The organism is Variovorax sp. V118 (assembly GCF_041154445.1).
GTDB classification, from domain to species: Bacteria; Pseudomonadota; Gammaproteobacteria; order Burkholderiales; family Burkholderiaceae_C; genus Variovorax; species Variovorax boronicumulans.
Window position 1 is genome coordinate 3,569,403 of the sequence record NZ_AP028663.1, and the last position, 24,857, is coordinate 3,594,259.

The 24,857-nt window shown below is 68.1% G+C and carries 22 protein-coding genes; 9 read left to right on the top strand and 13 right to left on the bottom strand.

Annotated elements, in window-relative coordinates; translation table 11 throughout:
- Positions 1-57: 57 nt before the first annotated feature.
- Positions 58-2,031 carry an excinuclease ABC subunit UvrC gene (uvrC, locus tag ACAM52_RS16640; protein WP_369647668.1) on the bottom strand — a complete coding sequence of 658 codons (1,974 nt, stop codon included), beginning with the start codon at positions 2,029-2,031 and terminating at the stop codon, positions 58-60.
- A gap of 146 nt (positions 2,032-2,177) precedes the next feature.
- Between uvrC and ACAM52_RS16645 the strand changes: the two genes are divergently transcribed.
- Complete coding sequence (locus ACAM52_RS16645) at positions 2,178-4,262, top strand: gamma-glutamyltransferase family protein (protein WP_369647669.1); 2,085 nt, start codon at positions 2,178-2,180, stop codon at positions 4,260-4,262.
- A 62-nt stretch (positions 4,263-4,324) separates the two neighbouring features.
- Here ACAM52_RS16645 and ACAM52_RS16650 read toward each other — a convergent pair whose 3' ends face one another.
- Positions 4,325-5,773, bottom strand: a complete 1,449-nt coding sequence (locus ACAM52_RS16650; protein WP_369647670.1) for a M20/M25/M40 family metallo-hydrolase — start codon at positions 5,771-5,773, stop codon at positions 4,325-4,327.
- Positions 5,774-5,876: 103 nt separating this feature from the next.
- On the opposite strand from ACAM52_RS16650, the gene earP reads away from it, so the two are divergent.
- From earP to ACAM52_RS16665, 3 genes are all read left to right on the top strand, one after another.
- Positions 5,877-6,962, top strand: a complete 1,086-nt coding sequence (earP, locus tag ACAM52_RS16655; protein ID WP_369647671.1) for an elongation factor P maturation arginine rhamnosyltransferase EarP — start codon at positions 5,877-5,879, stop codon at positions 6,960-6,962.
- Between the two features lie 153 nt (positions 6,963-7,115).
- Positions 7,116-7,670 (top strand): elongation factor P, encoded by a 555-nt coding sequence (efp, locus tag ACAM52_RS16660; protein ID WP_062479082.1) that lies wholly within the window; start codon positions 7,116-7,118, stop codon positions 7,668-7,670.
- A gap of 122 nt (positions 7,671-7,792) precedes the next feature.
- Complete coding sequence (locus ACAM52_RS16665) at positions 7,793-8,656, top strand: TIGR00730 family Rossman fold protein (RefSeq protein WP_070059745.1); 864 nt, start codon at positions 7,793-7,795, stop codon at positions 8,654-8,656.
- A 9-nt stretch (positions 8,657-8,665) separates the two neighbouring features.
- Here ACAM52_RS16665 and ACAM52_RS16670 read toward each other — a convergent pair whose 3' ends face one another.
- From ACAM52_RS16670 to pncB, 8 genes are all read right to left on the bottom strand, one after another.
- A complete protein-coding gene (locus tag ACAM52_RS16670) occupies positions 8,666-9,316 on the bottom strand; it encodes a TetR/AcrR family transcriptional regulator (protein ID WP_369647672.1) in 651 nt (216 codons plus the stop codon).
- A 2-nt stretch (positions 9,317-9,318) separates the two neighbouring features.
- Positions 9,319-9,777: a hypothetical protein gene (locus ACAM52_RS16675; RefSeq protein ID WP_095950973.1), complete on the bottom strand. Its 459-nt coding sequence runs from the start codon at positions 9,775-9,777 to the stop codon at positions 9,319-9,321.
- 82 nt (positions 9,778-9,859) lie between these two features.
- Complete coding sequence (locus ACAM52_RS16680) at positions 9,860-11,398, bottom strand: MFS transporter (protein ID WP_369647673.1); 1,539 nt, start codon at positions 11,396-11,398, stop codon at positions 9,860-9,862.
- A gap of 109 nt (positions 11,399-11,507) precedes the next feature.
- The gene (locus ACAM52_RS16685; RefSeq protein ID WP_159277573.1) at positions 11,508-12,671 is read right to left on the bottom strand and encodes an MFS transporter; all 1,164 of its coding nucleotides are present in this window, start codon (positions 12,669-12,671) and stop codon (positions 11,508-11,510) included.
- Positions 12,668-14,038: a DNA recombination protein RmuC gene (locus ACAM52_RS16690; RefSeq protein WP_369647746.1), complete on the bottom strand. Its 1,371-nt coding sequence runs from the start codon at positions 14,036-14,038 to the stop codon at positions 12,668-12,670. The genes ACAM52_RS16685 and ACAM52_RS16690 overlap by 4 nt, the downstream gene beginning before the upstream one ends.
- A 42-nt stretch (positions 14,039-14,080) precedes the next feature.
- Positions 14,081-15,082: a 2-hydroxyacid dehydrogenase gene (locus ACAM52_RS16695; RefSeq protein WP_369647674.1), complete on the bottom strand. Its 1,002-nt coding sequence runs from the start codon at positions 15,080-15,082 to the stop codon at positions 14,081-14,083.
- A gap of 34 nt (positions 15,083-15,116) precedes the next feature.
- Positions 15,117-16,529 carry a sodium:proton antiporter gene (locus ACAM52_RS16700; protein WP_369647675.1) on the bottom strand — a complete coding sequence of 471 codons (1,413 nt, stop codon included), beginning with the start codon at positions 16,527-16,529 and terminating at the stop codon, positions 15,117-15,119.
- A gap of 36 nt (positions 16,530-16,565) precedes the next feature.
- A complete protein-coding gene (gene pncB, locus ACAM52_RS16705; protein ID WP_070059637.1) occupies positions 16,566-17,786 on the bottom strand; it encodes a nicotinate phosphoribosyltransferase in 1,221 nt (406 codons plus the stop codon).
- Between the two features lie 185 nt (positions 17,787-17,971).
- Here pncB and ACAM52_RS16710 point away from each other — a divergent pair, with 185 nt between their 5' ends.
- Together ACAM52_RS16710 and ACAM52_RS16715 are read left to right on the top strand one after the other, a co-directional pair.
- Positions 17,972-18,205, top strand: a complete 234-nt coding sequence (locus ACAM52_RS16710; RefSeq protein WP_095950977.1) for a CsbD family protein — start codon at positions 17,972-17,974, stop codon at positions 18,203-18,205.
- Between the two features lie 67 nt (positions 18,206-18,272).
- Positions 18,273-18,683 carry a hypothetical protein gene (locus tag ACAM52_RS16715; protein ID WP_095950978.1) on the top strand — a complete coding sequence of 137 codons (411 nt, stop codon included), beginning with the start codon at positions 18,273-18,275 and terminating at the stop codon, positions 18,681-18,683.
- 60 nt (positions 18,684-18,743) lie between these two features.
- Here the strand turns inward: ACAM52_RS16715 and ACAM52_RS16720 are convergent, their stop codons facing one another.
- Together ACAM52_RS16720 and ACAM52_RS16725 are read right to left on the bottom strand one after the other, a co-directional pair.
- Positions 18,744-19,205, bottom strand: coding sequence for a thioesterase family protein (locus tag ACAM52_RS16720; protein ID WP_070059640.1), 462 nt, complete (start codon positions 19,203-19,205; stop codon positions 18,744-18,746).
- A complete protein-coding gene (locus ACAM52_RS16725) occupies positions 19,202-20,128 on the bottom strand; it encodes a histone deacetylase (protein WP_369647676.1) in 927 nt (308 codons plus the stop codon). The genes ACAM52_RS16720 and ACAM52_RS16725 overlap by 4 nt, the downstream gene beginning before the upstream one ends.
- Before the next feature lie 184 nt (positions 20,129-20,312).
- Here ACAM52_RS16725 and ACAM52_RS16730 point away from each other — a divergent pair, with 184 nt between their 5' ends.
- Both ACAM52_RS16730 and ACAM52_RS16735 read left to right on the top strand, forming a co-directional pair.
- A complete protein-coding gene (locus tag ACAM52_RS16730; protein WP_062470565.1) occupies positions 20,313-20,864 on the top strand; it encodes a phasin family protein in 552 nt (183 codons plus the stop codon).
- A 130-nt stretch (positions 20,865-20,994) separates the two neighbouring features.
- The gene (locus ACAM52_RS16735) at positions 20,995-21,753 is read left to right on the top strand and encodes a 3-hydroxyacyl-CoA dehydrogenase (RefSeq protein WP_056590186.1); all 759 of its coding nucleotides are present in this window, start codon (positions 20,995-20,997) and stop codon (positions 21,751-21,753) included.
- Here the strand turns inward: ACAM52_RS16735 and ACAM52_RS16740 are convergent.
- Positions 21,701-22,648: a YihY/virulence factor BrkB family protein gene (locus ACAM52_RS16740; RefSeq protein ID WP_139705423.1), complete on the bottom strand. Its 948-nt coding sequence runs from the start codon at positions 22,646-22,648 to the stop codon at positions 21,701-21,703. The genes ACAM52_RS16735 and ACAM52_RS16740 overlap by 53 nt on opposite strands.
- A gap of 74 nt (positions 22,649-22,722) precedes the next feature.
- On the opposite strand from ACAM52_RS16740, the gene dnaG reads away from it, so the two are divergent.
- A complete protein-coding gene (gene dnaG, locus ACAM52_RS16745; protein WP_369647677.1) occupies positions 22,723-24,750 on the top strand; it encodes a DNA primase in 2,028 nt (675 codons plus the stop codon).
- Positions 24,751-24,857: the final 107 nt, after the last annotated feature.

A 24,857-nucleotide genomic window follows, 5' to 3' on the forward strand; every position in this document is an offset into this window, starting at 1 on the left:
GCGGGCGATTGTGTCATGCACGCGTGAAGCGCTGGAAGGTCGGGGGCAATCCCGGCTTCAACGCAGCGCGCGATAGATTTCCTCGGCCAATTCGGTGGCGATGCCCTCGACCGAGGCGAGGTCTTCGACGCTCGCCGCCGCCACGCCGCGGATGCCGCCGAAACGCTGCAGCAGGCGCGCCCGGCGCTTCGGGCCGATGCCCGGAATGTCTTCGAGCTGGCTGCCGCCCACGCGCACCTTGGCGCGCTTGGCCCGCATGCCGGTGATGGCGAAGCGGTGCGCCTCGTCGCGGATCTGGGCCACCAGCATCAGGGCCGCCGAATCCTTGCCGAGGTAGACCTTCTCGCGGCCGTCGGCAAACACCAGTTCTTCGAGCCCGACCTTGCGGCCCTCGCCCTTCTCGACGCCGACGATCAGCGACAGCGGCAGGCCCAGCTCGCTGAACACCTCGCGCGCCATCGACACCTGGCCCTTGCCGCCGTCGACCAGCACCAGGTCGGGCATGCGCGCGGCCGGCGTCTTGGGCGGCGGCGCCTCGACGCCTTCGGCCCCTTCGCTCTCGGCGTCCCCCGGCGCCAGTGCCTCGGTCTCGGCCGCCATCGCCTCGGCCAGCTTGCCGTAGCGGCGTTGCAGCACCTGGCGCATGGCGGCGTAGTCGTCGCCGGGCGTAATGCCCTCGATGTTGTAGCGGCGGTACTCGCGGTTCTGCATCGTGTGGTGCGCGAACACCACGCACGAGGCCTGCGTGGCCTCGCCCGCCGTGTGCGAGATGTCGAAGCACTCGACGCGGAAGTTCTCCAGGTCGTCCGATGCCAGCTCGAGCGCGTCGGCCAGCGCACGGGTGCGCGCCTGCTGCGAGCCTTCTTCGGCCAGCAGCCGCGCCAGCTGCAGGCCGGCATTCGTCTCGGCCATCTCGAGCCAGTGGCGGCGCTGCTCGTGCGGCTGGAACACGGCCGTCACGCGCGCGCCGGCCTGCTGCGAAATCGCCTCGATGAGCGCCCGGCTCACCTGCCGGCCCAGCACCAGCGTGGCGGGCACCGGCACGTCGATGTAGTGCTGGGCGATGAAGGCTTCGAGCACCTGCACCTCGATCGAGTCGGCGACCACCGGGTCGGCGCCCTCTTCAGCGTCGAGCTCGCCGTGATGGATCTGCGCCGCGTCGTCCACGTGCACCGGAAAGTACGCGCGATCGCCCAGGTGGCGCCCGCCGCGCACCATCGCGAGGTTGACGCAGGCCTTGCCGCCCTGCACCTTGACCGCGAGGATGTCGACATCCTTGTCGGACACCACCTCGATCGACTGCTGGTGCAGCACGCGCGAGATCGCCGACATCTGGTTGCGCAGCTCGGCCGCCTGCTCGAACTCGAGCTTCTCGGCGTGCGCCGTCATGCGCTGTTCGAGCGTGGAGAGCACGCCCTGCGTGTCGCCGAGCAGGAAGGCCTCGGCGCTGGCCACGTCCTGCGCGTAGGCCTCGGGCGAAATGAGGCCTACGCAGGGGCCGCTGCAGCGCTTGATCTGGTACAGCAGGCAGGGCCGCGTGCGGTTGGCGTAGACCGTGTCCTCGCAGGTGCGCAGGCGGAACACCTTCTGCAGCAGCTGGATCGACTCCTTCACCGCCCACGCGCTCGGGTACGGCCCGAAGTAGCGGTGCTTCTTGTCGACCGCGCCGCGGTAGTAGGCCAGCCGCGGAAACCCGTGCGAGGCGATCTTCAGGTAGGGGTAGCTCTTGTCGTCGCGAAACAGGATGTTGTAGCGCGGCTTGAGCGTCTTGATCAGGTTGTTCTCGAGCAGCAGCGCCTCGGCCTCGGAGCGCACCACCGTGGTCTCCATGCGCGCGATCTTCGAGATCATGTGGCCGATGCGGGTGCCCCCGTGGCTCTTCTGGAAGTAGTTGGCGACCCGCTTCTTCAGGTTGCGCGCCTTGCCCACATACAGCACGGCGCCAGCCGCGTCGAAATAGCGGTAGACACCCGGCAACTGCGGCAGGGCCGCGACTTCGCTGAGCAATTGATCGGAATGCACGTCGGACATGGCGGCTATTGTGGCGCGCGGCGCGGGGCCCTGCGGCGCCCCCGGCACGAACGCGACACGCACGGGAATGAAATGTGCTCATCATGGACGCGGGCGCGAGGAGCGCCCGTTGTCCTTCGAATAACACCACTCGGGAAGCACTCTCCATGAACAAGAATTCCACGCACGCGTGGTGGGCCCTGACGCCCCTCGCGCTCTCCCTGGCCCTGGCCGGCTGCGGCGGCAACAGCAACAACAACGCGCAGAACAACGCCGCACTGGTCGCGGCCATCGCCGCGATCAACGCGGCCAACCAACCTACCCCCACGACACCGCCCGCCGCCGACAACGGCTGCCAGATCCCGAGCAGCGGCACCTCGGTGGTCGTCGGCTCGGGCGACCCGGGCGATCCGGCCGCGCCGGAGCCGGCGTCGGGCTATGTGCCCGGCCACAAGCTGGTGTACGCCAAGAACTACATGGTGGTCGCGAACCACCCGCTGGCCACGCGGGCCGGCTGCGACGTGCTCAAGGCCGGCGGCAGCGCGGTCGATGCGGCGGTGGCGGTGCAGGCCGTGCTCGGCCTGGTCGAGCCGCAGTCGAGCGGCCTGGGCGGCGGTGCCTTCATGCTTCACTACGACGCGGCGACGAAGAAGGTGCAGGCCTACGACGGTCGCGAGACGGCGCCCGCAGCAGCCACCGAGAACTACCTGCGCTGGATCGACGACACGAACGACCAGACCGCACCCAAGCCCGGCGGCGCCCGCTGGAGCGGCCGCTCCATCGGCACGCCGGGCGCCGTGCGCATGCTCGACCTCGCCTATCAAGACCACGGCAAGCTGCCCTGGAAAGACCTGTTCGGCTACGGCATCACACTGGCGTCCGACGGCTTCCTGATCGGTGGACGCATGGCGGTCGCCATCGCGGGTTCCGCGGCATACCTGAAGCGCGACGCCGACGCCACGGCCTACTTCTTCAACGCCGACGGCACGCCCAAGGCGCTGGGCACCAAGCTCACGAACCCGGCCTATGCCAGGACGCTGAGCGCCATCGCCACGCAAGGCGCCAACGCCTTCTACACGGGCGACATCGCCAAGGGCATCGTCGACAAGATCGGCGTCAGCGCCGCCGTCGACGGCTCGGCCATCACGCCCGGCAAGACCACGCTGGCCGACCTGGCCACCTACAAGGCCAAGCGCCGCGACCCGGTCTGCAGCACCTACCGCGAGTACTACATCTGCAGCATGTCGCCGCCGTCCTCGGGCGGCATCGCGGTGGTGGCAACCCTCGGCATCCTCGAGACCTTCAACCTGGGCCTGTACAAGCCGACCGCCATCGACCTCGAAGGCGGCAAGCCGAGCGTGATGGGCGTGCACCTGGTGAGCGAAGCCGAGCGGCTGGCGTATGCCGACCGCGACAAGTACGTGGCGGACACCGACTTCGTGCCGCTGCCCGGCGGCAGCCCCGCCATGCTGATCGACAAGTCCTACCTGCAGGGCCGCGCCAGCCTCATCAGCCTGACGAAGAGCATGAACCTCGCCAAGGCTGGCGACCGGGGCGATGTGCCGCTGGGCATCGACAAGACCGAAGAGCATGGCACCACGCACTTCACCGTCGTCGACAAGCAAGGCAACGTGGTCGTGATGACCACGACGGTGGAAGGCAGCATGGGCTCGTTCCACATGACGCAGGGCTTCCTGCTGAACAACCAGCTGACCGACTTCGCACTCAACCCGATCGACACCTCGGTGACCCCGAACGTGAAATTCGCCAACCGCGTCGCGCCCGGCAAGCGCCCGCGCAGCACGATGGCGCCGACGCTGGTGTTCAAGAAGAACGCCGACGGGAGCATGGGCGAGTTCGTGATGGGCACCGGCTCGCCGGGCGGCGGCACGATCATCCAGTACGTGGTGAAGACACTGGTTGGCGCGCTCGACTGGGGACTCGACGCGCAACAAGCCACGTCACTGGTCGACTTCGGTGCCACCAACACCCCGCCACCGACGCCCGCCGGCGCCACCTACAGCCTCACCAACGTGGGCGGCGAGCACCCGGCCATCGACACCTCGAACTCAGGCAACAACGATCCGCTGATCGCCGGCCTGCGCGCGCTCGGCCACACGGTGAACCTCGGGGCGCAGTCCAGCGGCGTGAGCACCATCATCCGCACGAACGTCGGCGGCAAGCCCGTGCTGACCGGCGGCGCAGACCCGCGCCGCGAAGGCATCGTGCTGGGCGACACCTTCGCGCCCTGAACGACAAAGGGGGCTGGCGCCGCCTTCGCTGCGCCAGCCCCCTTGCCTGATCACCCGCCTGTTTACTTCGCGACTTCCGACACAAGCCGGTACAGGAACTCGCGCCCGTCGTACAGGCGCTGGGTCTCGATGCGCTCGTCCAGCCCGTGCGCGCGCGCATCGGCCGGCTCCAGGAACATACCGGTCACGCCGTACATCGGGATGCCGGCGTTGCGCAGGAAGCGGCTGTCGGTGGCGCCGGTGCTCATGGCGGGCACCACGGGCACGCCGGGCCACATCTGCTGCGTGAGCGTCTCGACCGTCTTCACGAGGTCGCCGTTGAGCGGCGAGGCCGGGCTGCGCAGCGGCTTGCCCATGTTGCGCACCACGATCTTGTCGTTGCCCACGGCCTGGGTCAGCAGGCGCTCGACTTCTTCAGGGTCATCGTGCGGCAGGATGCGGCAGTTGACCGTGGCCTTGGCCGATTGCGGCAGTGCGTTCTCGGCATGGCCGGCCTGCACCATCGTCGCCACGCAGGTGGTGCGCAGCTGCGCGTTGTAGGCCGGGTTGGCCGTCATGCGCTCGAGCACGCCGGCGTCGGGGTTGCCGCTGCCGATGGCGCGCATGTCGTCGGCCAGCTGGCCGGTGGCAAAGGGGGCGCTGCGCGCGAAGTAGGTCTTGGTGACGTCCGCGAGCTTGATCGGGAAGGCGTAGTTGCCCAGGCGCTCCAGGCCGGCCGAGAGCGCGTAGATCGGGTTGGTCTTGGTGGGCACCGAGCTGTGGCCGCCCACGTCGCGCGCCTCCAGCATGTAGGTGGTGTACATCTTCTCGGCCACCTGCATGCGGTGCAGGTTCGGCTTGCCGCCGCGCAGTTCGCCGCCGCCGCCCTCGTTGATGCCGAACTCGGCCTGCAGCAGCTCTGGCTTGTTGTTGATGAGCCAGAAGGCGCCGTTGCTCAGCGCGTCGCCGCGCTCCTCGTCGGCGGTGAGCGCCAGGATGATGTCGCGCTTGGGCTTGAAGCCTTCCTGCTTGAGCTGCCCCAGCACGGAGACCAGCGCCGCGGCCATGGCCTTGTCGTCGATGGCGCCGCGCGCCGTGAAGTAGCCGCCGGTTTCCTGCAGCTTGAAGGGGTCGGTCTTCCAGTCTTCGCGGCGGGCCTCGACCACGTCGATGTGGGCCAGCAGCAGCAGCGGCTTCTTGCTGCCGTCGCCCTTGAAGCGCAGCACGAGGTTCCCCTTCTTCGGGAAGGGCTCGAAGATCTGGATGTCGCCGGGCGCGAAGCCCGCGTCGACCAGCCGTTTTTCCATGGCCCGCGCCGCGACCGTGTTGTCGCCCACCGAGTGGGTGGTGTTGATCTCGATCAGTTCCTTGTAGATCTCGCGAAAGCGCTGCTGCTGCGCGGTGAGCGGCGCGGTCTGGGCCTGGGCGCCGGCGATGCCGGCCAGGGCCAGCGAGAGCGCGAGCACGCCGCGTCGGGCGGCGGTCAAGGGCGAAGAAGAAAACGACGAACGGCGACGGGTCTGCATCCTCATGGTCTGGCTCTCTCCGATGGTTGTTGTAGCGAGGGCAGCATAGCAAGCGGGCCGCGTTTTCGCCCGCGCCTGAGCGACCGCGAACGCAGGCACACTCGCGGCCATGGGCACGCGCATGCAATGGGACATCTTCTGCAAGGTCATCGACAACCACGGCGACCTGGGCGTCTGCTGGCGCCTGGCCAGCCAGCTGGCGGCGGCGGGTGAACGCGCGCGGTTGTGGGTCGACGACCCGACGGCACTGAACTGGATGGCGCCGGCCGGCTGCGACGGCGTGCAGGTGATCGACTGGTCCGACGCCGAAGCTGTGCGCCGTGCCGTCGCCGACCCTGTGCCTGACGTGTTGGTCGAGGCCTTCGGCTGCGACCCGGAGCCCGAGCTCATCGCGCGTTTCGCACAGGCCCCGAGCCCTGCGCAAGCCTGGATCAACCTCGAGTACCTGTCGGCCGAGCCCTATGTCGAGAAACTGCACCGGCTGCCCTCGCCGGTGTTCAAGGGCCCGGGCGCCGGGCTGACGAAACGTTTCTTCTACCCGGGCTTCACGCCCGCGACCGGCGGCCTGCTGCGCGAGCCCGACCTGATGGCGCGCCAGGCGCGCTTCGACCGGGCGCGCTGGCTGGAGGCGCAGCAGATTCCCTGGCAGGAAGGCGAGCGCCTGGTGTCGCTCTTCTGCTACGAGCCGCCCGCGTTGGCCGCCCTGCTCGCCAGGCTGGCCGCCGACCCGGTGCCCACGCGGCTGCTGGTCACCGCAGGCCGGGCCGCGCATGCGGTGCAGGCGTGCATGTCAGATCGCCCGTTGGACGTTCAAAGTTCGCTATCAATTTCATACCTCCCCTACCTCAGCCAGGCAGATTTCGACCACCTGCTGTGGGCCTGCGACCTCAATTTCGTGCGCGGCGAAGACTCGCTGGTGCGCGCCCTCTGGGCCGGCGCACCGCTGGTCTGGCAGATCTACCCGCAGGACGACGACGCGCACCACGTCAAGCTCAACGCCTGGCTCGACTGGCTCGGCGCCCCGCCGGAGCTGCGGCTTTTTCACCACGCCTGGAACGGCTTCGGCGACGCGGCCCTGCCCGCGCCCGGCCCGCTGGACGCCTGGCGCGAAACCGCCCGTGCGGCGCGCGGCAGGCTGCTCGCGCAGGACGATCTGCTGGCCCAGTTGCGGCAGCTGGTCGCCGGAAAAAGCTAAAATAGTGGGCTTTGCGGAATTCAGCCCTGGCCGCCACGGTCGGGGAGGCCTTTCGCCAAACCTGCCGCGGGACATGTACGGCGGGGCCAGATACGACGGCATGCAGCGCCGAGGGCCCCGCGCACCGAGCGGCCAACATCCAGAGAACCTGATATGAAAATCGCTCAAGAAATCCGCGCCGGCAACGTCATCATGCACGGCAAGGACCCGATGGTCGTCCTCAAGACCGAATACAGCCGCGGCGGCCGCAACAGCGCCACCGTGCGCATGAAGATGAAGAGCCTGATCGCCAACTTCAACACCGAAGTGGTCTTCAAGGCCGACGACAAGATCGACCAGATCGTGCTGGACAAGAAGGAGTGCACCTACTCCTACTTCGCCGACCCGATGTACGTCTGCATGGACGCCGAGTACAACCAGTACGAAGTCGAAGCCGAGAACATGGGCGACGCCCTGAACTACCTCGAAGACGGCATGGCCGTCGAAGTGGTGTTCTACGACGGCAAGGCCATCTCGGTCGAACTGCCCACCAGCGTCGAGCGCGAAATCACCTGGACCGAGCCGGCCGTCAAGGGCGACACCTCGGGCAAGGTCATGAAGCCCGCCAAGATCGCCACCGGCTTCGAAGTCGGCGTGCCGCTGTTCGTGTCGCAAGGCGACAAGATCGAAATCGACACCCGCACCGGCGAATACCGCAAGCGCGTCTGAGCGCGTCCGCACCCGGCTGACCACCACCACGACGAAGGCTCCGCAAGGAGCCTTTTTCGTTGGCGGGCACGCGGGTTGCATCGGCGCACAATGCCAAGCCAATTCCGTTCGACGACCGTTTCATGAACAACACGCACAACATTCACGACAAGCGCCTGGCCGATGCCTGGGCCACGCTGCAGTCCCATTCCGACCGGGGCCTGCCCCTCGATCCCGATCCCTCGCGCCTGGCCTTCGCCGACCCCGAGTTCCTGCTGCGCCGCGAAACGCGCGGCATCCGCATGCAGCTCGAGCTGATGAAGCCCGACCTCGAGCAGCGCGCCCATGGCATCGAGAACACGGTGGTGGTCTTCGGCAGCGCGCGCTTCCGCAGCGAAGACGAGGCCGCCGCGCTGGTCGCGCAGGCCGAGGCGGCCGGCGACACGGCCCTGGCCGAGCGCTGGCGCCGGCTCTCGCGCAACTCGCACTACTACGAGAAGGCGCGCACCTTCGGCAAGCTGGTCGCGCAGTACAGCGAGAAGAAGGAGCCGCAGGACAAGCTCTTCGTGTGCACCGGCGGCGGCCCCGGCATCATGCAGGCGGCCAACCGCGGCGCGCACGAAGCCGGCGGCCTCTCGGTCGGCCTGGCCATCGCGCTGCCGATGGAAGAAGAAGCCAACCCCTACGTCACGCCGGCGCTGAGCTTCAAGTTCCACTACTTCGCGATCCGCAAGATGCATTTCATGATGCGTGCGAAGGCGCTGGTGGCGTTCCCGGGCGGCTTCGGCACGCTCGACGAGCTGTTCGAGGTGATCACGCTGGTCCAGACCAAGAAGTCGAAGCCGGTGCCGATCGTGCTCTTCGGCTCGGACTACTGGAAGAAGCTGATCGACTTCGACTTCCTGGTCGACGAAGGCGTGATCTCGCCCGGCGACGTGAAGCTCTTCGAATACGTCGACGCGCCCGAAGACGCGTGGGATGCCATCAAGCGCTTCTACAAACTCTGACCGCCCCGGTCAGGCGTCGTCGCCGTCGTCGGGCCGCAGGGCCTGCTCGAAGAAGCGCGTGAGCGCGCGGGCGCGGCGGCGGCGGTCGGCCACGGGGTTCGCATGCGGCCCCATGGCCACGGCATCGTCGGCCACACCGTGCAGCGCATTGAAGAGGATCACGGCCGTCAGCGTCGCGTCCTCGACCTCCCACACGCCCGCGGCGTCGCCCTGCTTCAGCAGGGTCACGAGCTGCGTGATAACGACGTTGTCGTTGCGCATGCGGCGGTCCTCGGGCCGGTACTCGTGGAACACCACGTCGTGCAACGCAACGTTGTCCAGGTAGGTCTCCAGCCCCGCTTCCACCCAGGCCTTGAGCCGCGCGCGGTACTTGCCCGGCGCGTGGCGGTCCATCGCCTCCTGCAGGCGGGCGCAGAAGGTGTCGACGAAGCGCTGCTGCAGCGCGCCGAGCAGCGCCTCCTTCGACGGAAAGTACAGATAGAAGGTGCCCTTGGCCACCTGCGCGCCGGCCGCGATGTCGTCGATGCTGGTGGCGGGGATGCCCTTGGCGATGAACAGCTGCTCGGCGGCGTCCATCAGCGCGACGGCGCGGGTCTGCGGCGCCTTGGTGCGGCGGCGCGCGGCGGTGGCGGGAGCGTCGTCGGGGCTGCTGCTTGTCATGGTCAAGAACCGGCCATGGCACCGGCGCGTGCCGTGTCGATGGCGGCGTGCACGGCCGCAGCATCGAGACGCAGGCCGCGCGGGGCCAGCACGCGCTCGCGCAGCCAGGCCAGGGCCTCGTCGGTGCGGGCGAAGGTGCTGGCGGGAATGCCGAAGAGTTTTTCGACGTTCATCTTGCTGATCTTCTCGAACTGGTCGGCGGGCACCACGCTCGCCATGCCCATCATATGGCGGCGGATGTCGGCGCCGCGCGCCTGCAGCCACTGCTTCGCACTCTGGGCGCTGCCCTCGGGATGCACCAGCGCGTCGGCGTCCGCGAACACGCGCAGCGAGACAAAGGGCTCGCCGCGGTCGAGCCAGCGGTTCCAGTCCTCGGTGAAGGCCTGCAGGCTTTCCAGCGTCTGCAGGCCTGCGGACACGCTGATGACCAGCGGCCATTGACTGAGTTCGTGACGGATCATGAAAGACTCCTTGCAGACAACCGGAAGGCGCCGGGCACTGCGGCGCAGGAAGGGAATGCGGACGGCGGGCATGGCGAACGGCTCAGGCGCGCGTGGGGGCGGCGAGCGCGGCGGCCCGCGGCCTGACGCGCAGCAGCAGCCCCGCCGCCACCAGGCCGGCCACGCCGGCGCAGGCCATCGCGGCGTGGAAGCCGCCCGCGAGCGCATCGCTCAGCAGCCGCTGCGCCATGCCCGCGTCGAGCGCGGCCAGCGCGCCAAGGTCGTGGCGAGACACCGCTGCCACGGCGGCCTGCGATGCATCAGGCACGCCGGCACGCGCGAGCGACTCGGCCATCAGCGCGGTGGCGCGCGTGCGCATCAGCGTGCCGAGCAGCGCGATGCCGATCAGCATGCCGCCCTGGCGCAGCGCGTTCATGGTGGCCGAGGCCATGCCCGAGCGCTGCGCGGGCACCGAGGCCATCACCGCCGTGCTCGTGGCCGGCACGGCCAGGCCCGCGCCCGCCCCCAGCGCCACGAAGAGCAGCGCCAACGGCAGGTAGGGCGTGTCGGCCGAGAACAGCGTCAGCAGCAGCATCCCCACGCCGATCAGTCCGTAGCCCGCGACCATCAGCGTGTGCACCTCGAAGCGGCGCGCCAGCCGTCCGAACTGCGAGGCCACGAGGCCGGTCGCCACGAACTGCGGCACCAGCCGCCAGCCGGTCTCGCTGGCCGACCAGCCCTGCACCTGCTGCAGGAACAGCGAGAAGAAGAACAGGCTGGCGTAGGTCGAGAAGCCCAGCACGAACGAGGCGAAGTTGGTGACCGAAAAGCGTGCGTCGCGGAACAGCGCGAGCGGCAGCAGCGGCCGTTCCACGCGCGCCTCCACGGCCAGGAACAGCGCCAGCCCGACACCCGCTGCGACGAGCGCGACCACCGCGTGGCGCGAGCCCCAGCCGTGTTCGCCCGCGGCGATGAGTCCGTAGGTCAGCGCCCCCAGCCAGAGCACGCTGAGCACCTGCCCGGCCGGGTCGAGCGCCGCATGCTCGGGGTGCGAGGACTCGCGCAGGCCCCACATCCCGAGCGCCACGGTCAGCACGCCGATCGGCAGGTTGATGAGGAAGATGCTCTGCCAGCCCGCGTGGTCCACCAGCAGCCCGCCGAGCATCGGCCCGAGGATCAGCGACAGCGCCGTGAACGACGACCAGCCGCCGATCACCCGCGCGCGGCTCGCCGGCTCGGGGAAGGCATGCGCCAGCAACGACAGCGCGCCCGGAATCATCAGCGCGCCAGCCACGCCCTGCACCGCGCGACCCGCGAGCAGCATCGGCAGCCCCGACGCCATCGCGCACATCGCCGAGCCCACGGTGAAGACCACCACGCCGGCCAGCCAGGCGCGCTTGCGGCCGTAGCGGTCGCCGATCGGGCCGGCCGACAGCATGAAGGCCGACAGGCACAGCGCATAGATGTCGATCACCCACTGCAGCCCGGCCAGGTCGGTGGCGAGCGCGCGCTGCAGCGTGGGCAGCGCGACGTTGACGATGCTCACGTCGAGCGTGGCGATGAAGCTGCCGAGGTAGACCGCCGCCACCAGGGCCAGGCGGCGGCGCGGGTCGGCAGCCGCCGACGGGGAATGGGAGTCCATGGACGCCTTCGGGTCAGGAAGAAAGAAGGCGTCGATACTGACTTCGAGTCAGTATTCTGTCAATCAAATGAGAATTACTGTTATTTGCAACGTGGGATTCAAACCGCCGTCACAGCTTCAATCCCCAGGTCGCCTTGGCGCCCAGCGCCAGCACGCCGCCCACCACCCAGAACACGCCGGCAATGCCGATCAGCGCCCCGAGCGAGCCGAACAGCATCGGCATCGCGACGCTCGATGCGTTGATGGTCATGAGCCGCAGCCCCAGCGCCTCGCCGTGCCGCGCGTGCGGCGTGATCTGGTGCAGCATGCTCATCACCATCGGCTGCACCGCGCCGAGCGCGAAACCCAGCACCACGGAGCAGATGCCCATGGTCCACGGTGAATTCAGCAGCGGGTAGATGGCGAACACGGCCGCAGTGACGACGGTCGAGCTCAGGATCACGCTGCGCTCCGACGCACGCGACGCGATCAGCGGCAACACGATGCGGATGACCGCCGCGGCGATCGCGAAGGCGCCGAGGATGGAGCCGATCACCGAGGCGCTGATGCCCCGGTCGTGGCCCAGCACCGGCAGCACGAAGGCGTGCACGTCCCAGCTCGACGACTGCAGCCAGTTCACGAACAGCAGGCGGCGGAACATCGGCTCGCGCAGCAGGTCCCAGGCCCGCGTGGGCGCGGCGCCCGGCACCGGCGCCACCCGCGGCGGCTCGTGCGCGCCGCGCGCCAGCAGCCAGCACAGCAGCGGCAAGAAGGCCATCACGGCGAAGCAGATGCGAAACGCCAGCAGGTCGGCCGGCGCACGGCCGGCGTGGTCGATCAGCATCCCGGCCAGGAAGGGCCCGACGAAATTCGCCGCCGCCGGCGCGATGGCCAGCCAGCTGAACACGCGCTTGAGCTGCGTCGGGTCCGTGGCCGAGCGGCCCACGTGCCGCTGCAGCGCGATGACGGTCGCGCCGGTGGCGCCGCCAGTCAGCAGCGCGGCGATGCACATGACGGGGAACACCGGAAAAACCAGCGCCAGCCCTGCCCCGCCCGAGGCCGCGATCACCGACAGCCACAGCGGCCGCTTGAGCCCGTGCCGGTCGGCGAAGCGCCCGGCCGGCAGCGCCAGAAACACCTGGGTCAGCGCGAACAGCGCGATCAGCAGACCGACGGCCGCTGCGCTGTAGCCTTGCTGCAGCGCGAGCAGCGGGGTGGCGAGCCGCATGCCCGCCATCGTGGCGTGCAAACAGACCTGCGCCACGATGACGCGCAGCAGTTCAGAACCTTTCACGGGGTGTCGTCGGCCTCGCTGTCAGTGTCGGCCGTGGGCGGCAGCAACGCCTGCGACTGCGCCTCGGGCAAGGCCTCGACCTTGCGCAGCGCCAGGCGCATCTGCTTGGCGCGCGTGTCGGCCTTGTCGATGGTGTCGGAGGCCTTGGCCACCTGTTCCTTGATGCGCGCGACCCATTCGCCGTAACGCTCGAACTCTGTCTTGACCGCGCCCAGCACCTTCCAGACCTCGGAGGCCTGGCGCTCCAGCGCCAGCGTGCGAAAGCCCATGTGCAGGCTGTTGAGCATGGCGAGCAAGGTGGTCGGGCCGGCCAGCGTCACGCGATGCTGGCGCTGGATCGCGTCCATCAGTCCGGGGCGGCGCAGCACCTCGGCATAGAGGCTCTCGACCGGCAGGAACAGGATCGCGAAATCGGTGGTGTGCGGCGCCGCGAGGTAGTTCTCGGCGATCGACTTGGCCTCGACGCGGATGCGCGTCTCGAGCGCCTTGGCCGCGGCCTCGGCGCCGGCCGCATCGGCGCGCTCGTGGGCGTCGATGAGGCGTTCGTAGTCGTCGCGCGGAAACTTGGCGTCGATCGGCAGCCACACCGGCGCGCCGTCGTCGCCGCGCCCCGGAAAGCGGATCGCGAAGTCGACGCGCTGGCCGCTGCGCGGCTTGGTCTCGACCTGGCGCGCGTACTGCTCAGGCGTGAGCACCTGCTCGAGCAGCGCCTCGAGCTGCACTTCGCCGAACACGCCGCGCGTCTTCACGTTGGTCAGCACGCGCTGCAGGCTGCCGACGCCGACGGCCAGCGTCTGCATCTCGCCCAGGCCCTTGTGCACCTGCTCGAGCCGGTCGGCCACCTGCTTGAAGCTTTCGCCCAGGCGCGCTTCGAGCGTGCTCTGCAGTTTCTCGTCGACGGTCTTGCGCATCTCGTCGAGCTTGGCGGTGTTGCTCTGCTGCAGCTGGGCCAGCTGGGTTTCCATGGTCGTGCGCACCTCGGAAAGGCGCCGCGCGTTCGATTCGCTCAGGCCCTGCAGCTGGGTGTTCAGCGTGTCGGCCAGGGTCTTCTGCAGCGACGCGAGCTGCAGCGCGAAGGCGTCGAGCTGCGCGTTCTGTGTGCGCGTGGCCTCGCCGCCCTGCTGCACCAGCGACTGCTGGAAGGTGGCGAAGGCCTGCGCGGTTTCCTGGCGTGCGCCGCGCGAGCCCTCGCCGATCTCGTGGCGCAGCTCGCGCTCGGTGCGTTCGTGGGCGCGGCCCATGGCGGCGAGCACGCCCAGCATTTCGCTGTGATCAGGTGGGGGCGGCCGGCGGGCCAGCAACCAGATGACCAGCACCAGCTGCACCACGGCGAATGCGGCCAGTGCAAGAAGAATCAGATCCGTCAGTTCCAAGGTGGGGGCGTGTCGCGCTCGCGGTCAGGTTTCAGGTTACTTCGTGGCCGCCGGCACCGGCGTGACCGGGGTGACTGGGGTCAAGGGCCCCTTGCCGGTGCCCCAGGCGATGAGGTTGTCGGCCGCCAGGTCGGCCATGGCGCGGCGCGTGGGCACAGTGGCGCTGGCGATGTGCGGCGTGAGTACCACGTTCGGCACGGTGAGCAGGTCGGGGTGGACCTTGGGCTCGCCCTCGAACACGTCGAGGCCGGCGGCGGCGATGCGCTTCTCGCGCAGCGCCACGGCCAGTGCCGCATCGTCGACGATGCCGCCGCGCGCGATGTTGACCAGCGTGGCGGTCGGCTTCATGAGCGCGATCTCGGCCGCGCCGATGGTGTGGTGCGAGGCCGGCGAGTACGGCACGACCAGCACGACGTGGTCGGCGGTCTTGAGCAGCTCTTCCTTGCCGACATAGCGGGCCTTGCATTCGGCTTCGAGCGCGGCGTCGAGGCGCGAGCGGTTGTGATAGATCACGTTCATGCCGAAGCCGTGCGCGCCGCGCCTGGCAATGCCCTGCCCGATACGGCCCATGCCGATGATGCCCAGCGTCGAGCCGTGGATGTCGGAGCCGGCGAACATGTCGTAGCTCCACTTTTCCCACTTGCCCGCGCGCAGGAAGTGTTCGCTCTCGGTGAGGCGGCGCGCGGTGGCCATGAGCAGCGCGAAGCCGAAGTCGGCCGTGGTCTCGGTCAGCACGTCGGGCGCGTTGGTGCCCAGCACGCCGCGCGCGGCCATGGCGTCGACGTCGAAGTTGTTGTAGCCCACGGCCATGTTGGCGCAGATCTTCAGCTCGGGGCAGGCGTCGAGCACCGCGGCGTCGATGCGCTCGCTGCCGGTGGTGAAGGCGCCCTGCTTGCCCTGCAGCTTCGCGATCAGCTGGTCCTTGCTCCAGGTCTCGTCGGCCTGGTTCGACTCGACCTCGAAATGCTGCGCCAGGCGCGCGAGGGTCTCGGGGAACACCGCGCGCGCGACCAGGATCTTGGGCTTGCTGCTGCTCATGGAACGTGTCTCTTTCTTTGAAGGGCTGGAAGGATCAACGGAAGAAGATGAAGGTGCACAGGACGAACAGCGGGACCAGGATCGCGCCCGACCACGCCATGTAGCCGAAGAAGCTGGGCATGCGCACGCCGCGGCTTTCGGCGATGGCCTTGACCATCAGGTTCGGCGCGTTGCCGATGTAGGTGTTGGCGCCCATGAACACGGCGCCGGCCGAGATGGCGGCCAGCGTGCTGGCATAGGTGGTCATTAGCGCCGCCGGGTCGCCGCCCGCCGTGTTGAAGAACACGAGATAGGTCGGTGCGTTGTCCAGGAACGAGCTCAGGATGCCGGTGGCCCAGAAGTACATGGCCGGGTCGGGCTGGCCGTCGGAGCGCGTCACGGCCGCCACGATGGCGCCGAACGGGCCCTGCGTGCCGGCCTTGAGCATGGCGATCACCGGGATGATGGTCAGGAAGATGCCGGCGAAGAGCTTGGCCACCTCGGCCATCGGGCCCCACTCGAACTGGTTGTCGGCGTGCACCTTGGGCGCCGTGAGCTTGTACGAGACGATGGCGATCAGCGCCAGCCCCACGTCGCGCACCAGGCCCGGCAGGCCGACCTCGGTGCCGAACACGTCGAACACCACGGGCGATTTCCAGAAGCCGCTCAGCAGTACCAGTGCAACCACGCCGCCCAGCAGCCAGAAGTTGGCCGCACCGTCGAAGCCCAGGCGCGGGGTGTCGGGTGTCGGGTCGACGGGCAGAACGCCGTCCTTGCGATAGAAGTGGCGGTCGATGGCGTAGAACAGCGCCAGCAGCACGGCCAGGATGAAGATGGTCTCGGGCAGGATGTGCTGCGCGGTCCAGAAGAAGCCCACGCCCTTGAGGAAGCCGAGGAACAGCGGCGGATCGCCCAGCGGCGTGAGCGAGCCGCCCGCGTTCGACACGATGAAGATGAAAAACACGATCACGTGCACCTTGCGCTGCCGGTTGTCGTTGGCCCGGATCAGCGGCCGGATCAGCAGCATCGAGGCGCCCGTGGTCCCCATGAAGCTCGCGAGCACCGCGCCGATGGCCAGGATCGCCGTGTTGAGCCCCGGCGTGCCGTGCAGGTTGCCGCGGATGTGGATGCCCCCCGCCACGGTGAACAGCGCCGTGAGCAGGATGATGAACGGGATGTACTCGGCCACCAGCGCATGCACGAGCTGCACGCCCGCCAGCCCCGCGCCGTAGGTCGCGGCAAAAGGCAGCAGGAAGGCCAGCGCCCAGGCGGCGGAAATCTTGCCGTAGTGGTGGTGCCAGAACGAGGGCGTGGCCAGCGGCAGCAGCGCGATGGACAGCAGGATGCCGGCGAACGGCACGCCCCACAACGGCGAGAGCGCGGCACCGTCGAAATCGGCGGCGAAGGCCAGGGCGGGAAAGAGCATCGGCAGCGCCGCGGCTGCCGTCAGTCGGATCGTTTTCTTCATGGGGGCTGTACCGTACCAGACAGGTCAGTACAGCCTTCAAACGGGGGGTTGTTCGATCTCGAACACCTGGCGCAGGTAGGCCAGGTATTTCTCGTCCTCGCACATGTTCTTGGACGGCGTGTCCGACAGCTTGGCCACCGGCTGGTCGTTGCACTGGATCATCTTGATGACGATCTGCAGCGGCTCGTAGCCCAGGTCGTTGGTGAGGTTGGTGCCGATGCCGAAGGCCAGCAGGCAGCGCCCGCGGAACTGCTGGTACAGCTCGATGGTGCGCGGCACCGTGAGGCCGTCGCTGAAGATCAGCGTCTTGGTGAGCGGGTCGACCCGGTTCGCGTGGTAGTGCGCCAGCATGCGCTCGCCCCACTGGAACGGGTCGCCGCTGTCGTGGCGGGCGCCGTCGAAGAGCTTGCAGAAGTACAGGTCGAAGTCGCGCAGGAACGCGCTCATCCCGTACACGTCGGACAGCGCAATGCCCAGGTCGCCGCGGTACTCGCGGGCCCAGCTCTCGAAGCCGAAGATCTGGCTGTCGCGCAGCCGCGGGCCCAGCGCCTGGCAGGCCTGCAGGTACTCGTGCGCCATGGTGCCCAGCGGAATGAGCCCGAGCTTCATGGCGTACAGCACGTTGCTGGTGCCCGCCAGCTGCGGCAGCCGCTCGCCCGCGGGCGACTTGGCCGGCGGCGAGGCCACGGCGCCGAGCCGCTGGGTCAGGGTGCGCAGCACTTCCTCGTGCCAGTCTTTCGAGAAGCGGCGGCGCGTGCCGTAGTCGGCGATCTTGAGGTCGCCCAGGCCGGCTTCCTGCAGCTGGCTGATCTTGAGGTCGAGGCGGCGGCGGCCTTCTTCGAAGTCGGGGTTCTTCTGCGTGTTGCGAAAGTAGACCTCGTTCACGATGGCCAGCACCGGGATCTCGAACAGGATGGTGTGCAGCCACGGCCCCTTGATGCGGATCTCGAGCTCGCCCGAGGGCTGGGGGATGACGTTGATGTACTTCTCGTTAAGCCTGAACAGGCCCAGGAAGTCGACGAAGTCGCTCTTGATGAAGCGCATCGAGCGCAGGTAGGCGAGTTCGGCGTCGCGGAACTGCAGCGAGCACAGGCTGCGGATCTCGTCGCGGATCTGTCCCGCGAATTGCGCGAGGTTGACGCCCGGGTTGCGGCACTTGAAGCGGTACTCGACCCGCGCCCCCGGAAAGTGGTGCAGGACCACCTGCATCATCGTGAACTTGTAGAGGTCGGTGTCGAGCAGGCTGTGAATGATCATGGTGCGGTGCGCGGTGTCTCGGGTCTCTGTCGTCGGCGTCCGTTCCATTATCACGGCCTGCGTCGGCCTGTGCCTACGAGGGTCGGCCTGCACGTCCTACCGGCAGGGGGAATCACTCACGCGACATTGGTTTCACGGCGGCGGCATGTTCCGCCGGGTCATCACTCTTTCTCAAGGAGATTCGCATGAACAAGGACACCATCGAAGGCAACTGGAAGCAGCTCAAGGGCAAGATCAAGGAGCAATGGGGCAAGCTGACCGACGACGACTTCGACGTCATCGCCGGCAAGCGCGACCAGCTGCTGGGCCGCATCCAGGAACGCCACGGCATCAGCCGCGACGAGGCCGAGAAGCAGGTCAAGGACTGGGAATCTCGCGACGGCCGCTCGCCGGACGCGCTCTGGTTCGAGAAGAACTGAGAAAGAAGCAAGCGCCCTGCGCCCTTTTCTTCTCTTTCCCTGTCATTCACCGCAAAGGACACACACCATGAAAAAACAACACCTCGTCATGCTTGCCCTCGCCTCCACCTTCTTCGTCGCCGGCCAGGCCGGGGCGATGACCAAGGACGAGTACAAGGTCGCCAAGGAAAAGGTCGAGGCCGACTACAAGGTCGCCAAGGCCCAGTGCGACACGATGAAGGACAACGCCAAGGACGTCTGCCAGAAGGAAGCCAAGGGCAAGGAAGAAGTGGCCAAGGCCGAGCTGGAGCAGCAGTACCAGCCGAGCGACAGCCATGCCCGCAAGGTGGCCGAAGAGAAGGTGAAGGCTGCCTATGAAGTCGCGAAGGAAAAGTGCGACGACCAGAATGGCGCGGCCAAGGACGCTTGCGTGAAGCAGGCCAAGGCTGATGAAGCCCAGGGCAAGGCCGACATCAAGGCCATGAAGAAGACGATGTAAGCAGAGTCACACCCCACTCATCCACGAACGGCGCCTCCGGGCGCCGTTCTTCATGGGCGCTCAGGCGCGCAGCGAATCGACCACCTGCTGCAGCGCCTCGGGCAGCGGTACCGGCCGCTGCGTCGCGCGGTCGACGTACACATGCACGAAGTGCCCCTGCGCCGCGGCGGTGTCGGAACCCTCGGCGAAGAGCGCGATCTCGTAGCGCACGCTCGAGCGGCCCGCCTGCGCCACGCGGATGCCCGCCTCCACCGTCTGCGGGAAGGCCACCGGCGCGAAGTAGTTGCACTGCGTCTCGACCACGAAGCCGATGGTCTGGCCGCCGTGGATGTCGAGCGCGCCGCGCTCGATGAGCAGCGCGTTCACCGCGGTGTCGAACCAGCTGTAGTAGACGACGTTGTTGACGTGGCCGTACATGTCGTTGTCGGCCCAGCGCGTCGGGATGCTGCGAAACGCCCGGTAGGCGCTGCGGGTGTGAGGCGTGGGCTTGGGGGTGGGTGCGGGTGTGGTGGGGGCGCTCATCGCGCGGCATTTTGCCAGCGGCGCCAGTAATCGAGCGCCACCCGGAAGGTGCCCAGCTGCACCTGCACCGTCTCGGCGATGTCGCTGGCGTAGCCGCCGGCCATCGCGAAGGCCGTCGGGATGCGGCGCTGCCAGGTCCAGTCGAACACGCGGCGGTCGCGCGCCTCCAGCCCGTCGAAGCTCAGCTTGAGGCGGCCCAGCCGGTCGCGCTCGAAGGGGTCGGCGCCGGCCAGGTAGATCACGAGGCCGGGCGAGAAGCGCCGGTCGAGCTCGTCGAGCGCGTGCTCCAGCGCCGCCAGGTAGTCGGTGTCGCCGCAGCCGTCGGGCAGCTCCACGTCGAGGTCGCTCGCCTCCTTGCGGAACGGGAAATTCTTCTGGCCGTGCACCGACAGCGTGAACACGCTCGGGTCGCCCTGGAAGATGCGGGCGGTGCCGTTGCCCTGGTGCACGTCGAGGTCGATCATGGCCACCCTGAGCAGCCGCCCGGCGCGGGCCTGCTCGACCTGCATCAGCCGGGCCGCCACCGCCGCGTCGTTGAAGACGCAGAAACCGCTGCCCCTGTCCGCGTAGGCGTGGTGCGTGCCGCCCGCCATGTTGGCCGCCACGCCGCCCGCGAAGGCGGCGCGGCAGGCGGCGATGGTGGCGCCGGTGGAGCGGCGCGAGCGCTCGACCATCGCCTCGCTCCACGGAAAGCCGATCTCGCGCATGGCCTGCGGGCTCACGCGGCCTTCGCTGACGGCGGCGATCCATTCGGGGGTGTGGGCCAGCGCCAGCTCGTCATCGCTGGCGCGCGGGGCCGGGTCCATCTCGACGGCCGGCAGCTGCTCCTGCAGGCGATCGCGCAGCATCGCGTAGCGCGACATGGGAAAGCGGTGGCCCGGCGGCAGGGGCAGGACGAACTGCCCGGAATAGAAAGCACGCATGGCCGCATTCTGGCCGCGCAGGCCGGATTTAGAAGGCCGCTTCTAAATTGCTGCAGAGCAGCAAAAACCACTTGATCGCCGCGTTCAGCTGCCTATACTTGAGGCCATGCTGCACCGCAACATAGACGACGAGGCGCAGCGCAACGTGAATCGACCACCCCATCATCCTTTCTGGAGATCTCAAATGGCCCTGACCGCTGACCAAATCCTCGCCGCTCAAAAAGCAAACCTCGAAACCCTGTTCGGCCTGACCACCAAGGCCTTCGAAGGCGTTGAAAAGCTGGTCGAACTGAACGTGACCGCTTCCAAGGCCGCCCTGACCGAAGCCCAGAGCACCGCCCAGGCTGCCCTGAGCGTCAAGGACGCCCAAGAGCTGCTGACGCTGCAAGCCAGCCTGTTCCAGCCCCTGGCTGAAAAGACCGCTGCCTACAGCCGTCACCTGTACGACATCGCCCAAGGCACCAGCGCCGAATTCTCGAAGGCTTTCGAAGCCAAGGCCGCTGAAGCCCAGCAAGCCTTCGTCGGCCTCGTCGACAGCGCTTCCAAGAACGCCCCCGCCGGTTCGGAAACCGCCGTCGCCGTGCTGAAGAGCGCCGTGGCTGCCGCCAACAACGCTTTCGAATCGGTCCAGAAGGCCGTCAAGCAAGCGTCGGACGTCGCCGAAGCCAACTTCAACGCCGTGTCGACCCAAGCCGTCGCCGCTGCCAAGACGGCCACCGCTTCGCGCAAGCGCTAAGCACCGACCACCACCAGTTGTCTCCTTGGGTCCTCACGGATCCAATTCAGGGCCTCATCTTCGGATGAGGCCTTTTTTTTTGGCCGGCGGCCGTCTTCGATAATGCGGGTCTCATTTCAGGAGACTCTCAATGCAGATCGACGGCAAAGTTTTTATCGTGACCGGTGGCGCTTCGGGCCTCGGCGAAGGCACGGCGCGCATGCTGGCCGCCAACGGCGCCAAGGTGGTCATCGCCGACATGCAGGCTGACAAGGGCGAAGCCGTCGCCCGCGAGATCGGTGGCGTGTTCGTCAAGTGCGACGTGAGCCAGGAAGCCGACGGCCAGGCCGCGGTGGCCGCCGCGCTCAAGCTGGGCAAGCTGGTCGGCCTCGTGAACTGCGCCGGCATCGCACCGGCCGAGAAGACCGTGGGCAAGAACGGCCCGCACGCGCTGGCCGTGTTCAGCAAGACCGTCACGGTCAACCTGATCGGCAGCTTCAACATGATCCGCCTGGCGGCCGACGCCATGGGCAAGAACGAGCCCGAAGCCACCGGCGAACGCGGCGTGCTGATCTCGACGGCCTCGGTCGCAGCCTACGACGGCCAGATCGGCCAGGCCGCCTACAGCGCCTCGAAGGGCGGCGTGGTCGGCATGACCCTGCCCATCGCCCGCGACCTCGCGCGCAGCGGCATCCGCAACATGACCATCGCCCCCGGCATCTTCGGCACGCCCATGCTGTTCGGCATGCCGCAGGAAGTGCAGGACGCGCTGGCCGCCAGCGTGCCCTTCCCGTCGCGCCTGGGCACGCCCGAGGACTACGCCAAGCTGGCCAAGCACATCATCGAGAACGACATGCTCAACGGCGAGGTGATTCGTCTGGACGGAGCGATTCGATTGGCCCCTCGCTGATCTCGGACGCCGGCAGCTTCGTGCTGCCGGTGCGGTCCAGGCGCTCGTAGTTCGCGATCACCTGGGCCCCGATCAGCACCAGCATGGCGGCGATTTCCAGGCTCAGCAACACCACGATCGCCGTGGTGAGCGAGCCGTAGACGATGTTCACCTGCGACAGCGTCGAAAAGTACCAGATCAGCACGCGCCGCGTGGCCTCCCACAAGAGCGCGGCGGTCACGCCGCCCAGCAGCGCATGCCGCAGCGACATGCGCCCGGCGGGCATCACGAGGTAGAGCGAGGTCAGCATGAAGATCTCGCCGCCCAGCCCCAGCAGGTACAGCAGCAAACCCGAAATGCCCGACAGCGACCAGCTGCGCCCCAGCAGGTCGACGCTCTCCTGCCCCACCAGCTGCAGCGCCCCCGACACCAGCGTGACCAGCAACAGCCCCGCGCACAGGCTCAGGATGTAGAGGTACGGCATCGCCACCGACACGAGAAAGTGGCGCTTGTGATCGTCCTTGCGGTGGTGAAAGATCACCGCCATCGCGCTTTCGAGCACGCTGAACGCCAGCGAGCTGAAGAAGATCATCGTCACCAGCAGCACCGGCCCGAGCACCGAGCGGTGGTCCAGGAAACTCGACAACTCCGCCACGATCGCTTTCGATTGCCCCGGCAGCAGCCATTCGAGGTAGCGCCCGATGGTGCGCAGCAACTCGGCCTGGTCGATCACGTGCGACAGCGCCATCACGCTCACGATCAACAGCGGCACGATGGACAGCAGCGCGTAGTAGGCCACCGCCCCCGCCAGCAGCAGGCCCTGGTTGGCGCGAAAGTCCTTGAGCGCGCCCCAGACGAAGCGCAGCGGATGGCGCAGCAGCGGCGCGGCGTGTTGCAAAGGCAGTGGCGTCTTCATGCGTGATGTGGATTTGCGGCGGGGTTCAGTATGCCGCCCGTGCGCTTGCGTATGATTTGCCGCTCCCCGCAGCCATGACCATCCCCGCTTCATTCATCCAGGAACTCATCGCGCGCGCCGATGTGGTCGAAATCGTCGGCCGCTACGTTCAGCTCAAGAAGGCCGGCGCCAATTTCATGGGGCTGTGCCCCTTCCACGGCGAGAAGTCGCCCTCGTTCTCGGTCAGCCCGACCAAGCAGTTCTATCACTGCTTCGGTTGCGGCGTGCACGGCAACGCCATCGGCTTCCTCATGGAACATGCAGGCATGGGCTTCGTCGAGGCCGTGCACGATCTCGCCGGCCAGTACGGCCTGCAGGTGCCCGAGGACGACGTCTCGCCGGCCGAGCGCGCCCGTGCCGCCAGCCAACGCCAGAAGCAGGCCACGCTGACCGACGTGCTCGAAAAGGCCGGCGACGCCTACCGCAAGGCGCTGCGCCAGGCGCCCGGCGCCATCGACTACCTCAAGGGCCGCGGCGTGTCGGGCGAGATCGCCAAGCAGTTCGGCATCGGCTACGCGCCGGCCGGCTGGCGCGCGCTGGCCAGCGTGTTCCCCGACTACGACGATCCGCTGCTCGCCGAGAGCGGGCTGGTGATCATCAACAACGAGGAAGGCAAGCTCAGCGACGAGGAGGCCAAGCGCTACGACCGCTTCCGCGACCGCGTGATGTTCCCGATCCGCAACGTCAAGGGCGAGTGCATCGGCTTCGGCGGGCGCGTGCTCGGCGACGAAAAGCCCAAGTACCTGAACTCGCCCGAGACGCCGGTGTTCAGCAAGGGCCGCGAGCTCTACGGCCTGTACGAGGCGCGCGCCGCCTTCCGCGACCGCGGCTACGCGCTCGTCACCGAGGGCTACATGGACGTGGTGGCGCTGGCCCAGCTCGGTTTTCCTAACGCGGTGGCCACGCTGGGCACCGCCTGCACCACCGAGCATGTGCAAAAGCTCTTCCGCTTCACCGAATCGGTGGTGTTCAGCTTCGACGGCGACGCCGCCGGTCGCCGCGCCGCGCGCAAGGCGCTCGACGGCGCCCTGCCCTACGCCACCGACACGCGCAGCATCAAGTTCCTGTTCCTGCCGGCCGAGCACGACCCCGACAGCTACATCCGCGCGCACGGCGCCGAGGCCTTCGCGGGCTTCGTGGCCGAGGCCACGCCGCTGTCGCGCTTCATGCTCGAGGCCGCCCGCGAAGGCTGCGACCTGAGCTCCGCCGAGGGCCGCGCCCACATGACGAGCAACGTGCGTCCACTCTGGAGCGCGATGCCTGACGGCGCGCTCAAGCGGCAGCTGCTCAGCGAGATCGCCGCGCTGGTCCAGCTCGACGCCGCGGCGCTGTCCGACCTGTGGGCCACGGCCGCGCCCGGCCCGCGCAAGGGCGCCGGCGCACCGTCCCAGGCGCCACAGCGCCACAGCGAACCCGACAGCTACGGCAACGACCCCGGCGACTACTACCCGGACCTGCCGCCGACGCAGGACTATGAGCCGCCGCGCTACGAAAACGAGAGCAAACCCAAGTTCCAGCCGCGCAAGTTCACCAAGGGCAAGCGCTGGGGCGGCAAGTTCGAGGAGCCCATCGAGCCGCTGCGCGGCCGCGGCAAGCCGCCGAGCCGGCCCGACGTGGCGGTGCGGCTGGTGCTGTCGAACATGGCGCAGTGGGAGGCGCTGTCGCACGAGCTGCACGTGATGCTGTGCGATCTGCCGGGCGAGCACGGCGCCCTCTTCACCTGGCTGGACAGCCAGCTGCACGAGCACGGCGTGCAGCCCTGGGCGGCGCTGCGCGAAGGCCTGCGCGGGCTCGATTTCGCGCCGCTGGCCGAACGCCTCATGAGCGTTTCCGAGGCCGGGCCGGTGCCCGAGGGCGAGGAAGAGCAGCACCTGGCCGAGGCCGCCAAGGAGCTGGGGAGCGTGCTCGACTTCATGCTCGACGACCGGCTCAAGGCCCAGCAGAGCGAGGCCATCGCTTCGGTTGGAAAAGACCCGAAAGCCCTGGAACGCTACAAGGCGCTGGAAGCCCGCCGGCTCGAATTGCGTGACCGCATTCGCGCATCGGGGACAGATACTGCTTGAAATTTGCGCAACAGGCTATAATGTAGGGCTTCGCAACTGGCGAAATTAGGCAAGAGCGACAGCAGCACCTCCGGGCCGACCCCTAGCGCAACGCACTCCAACGGTAA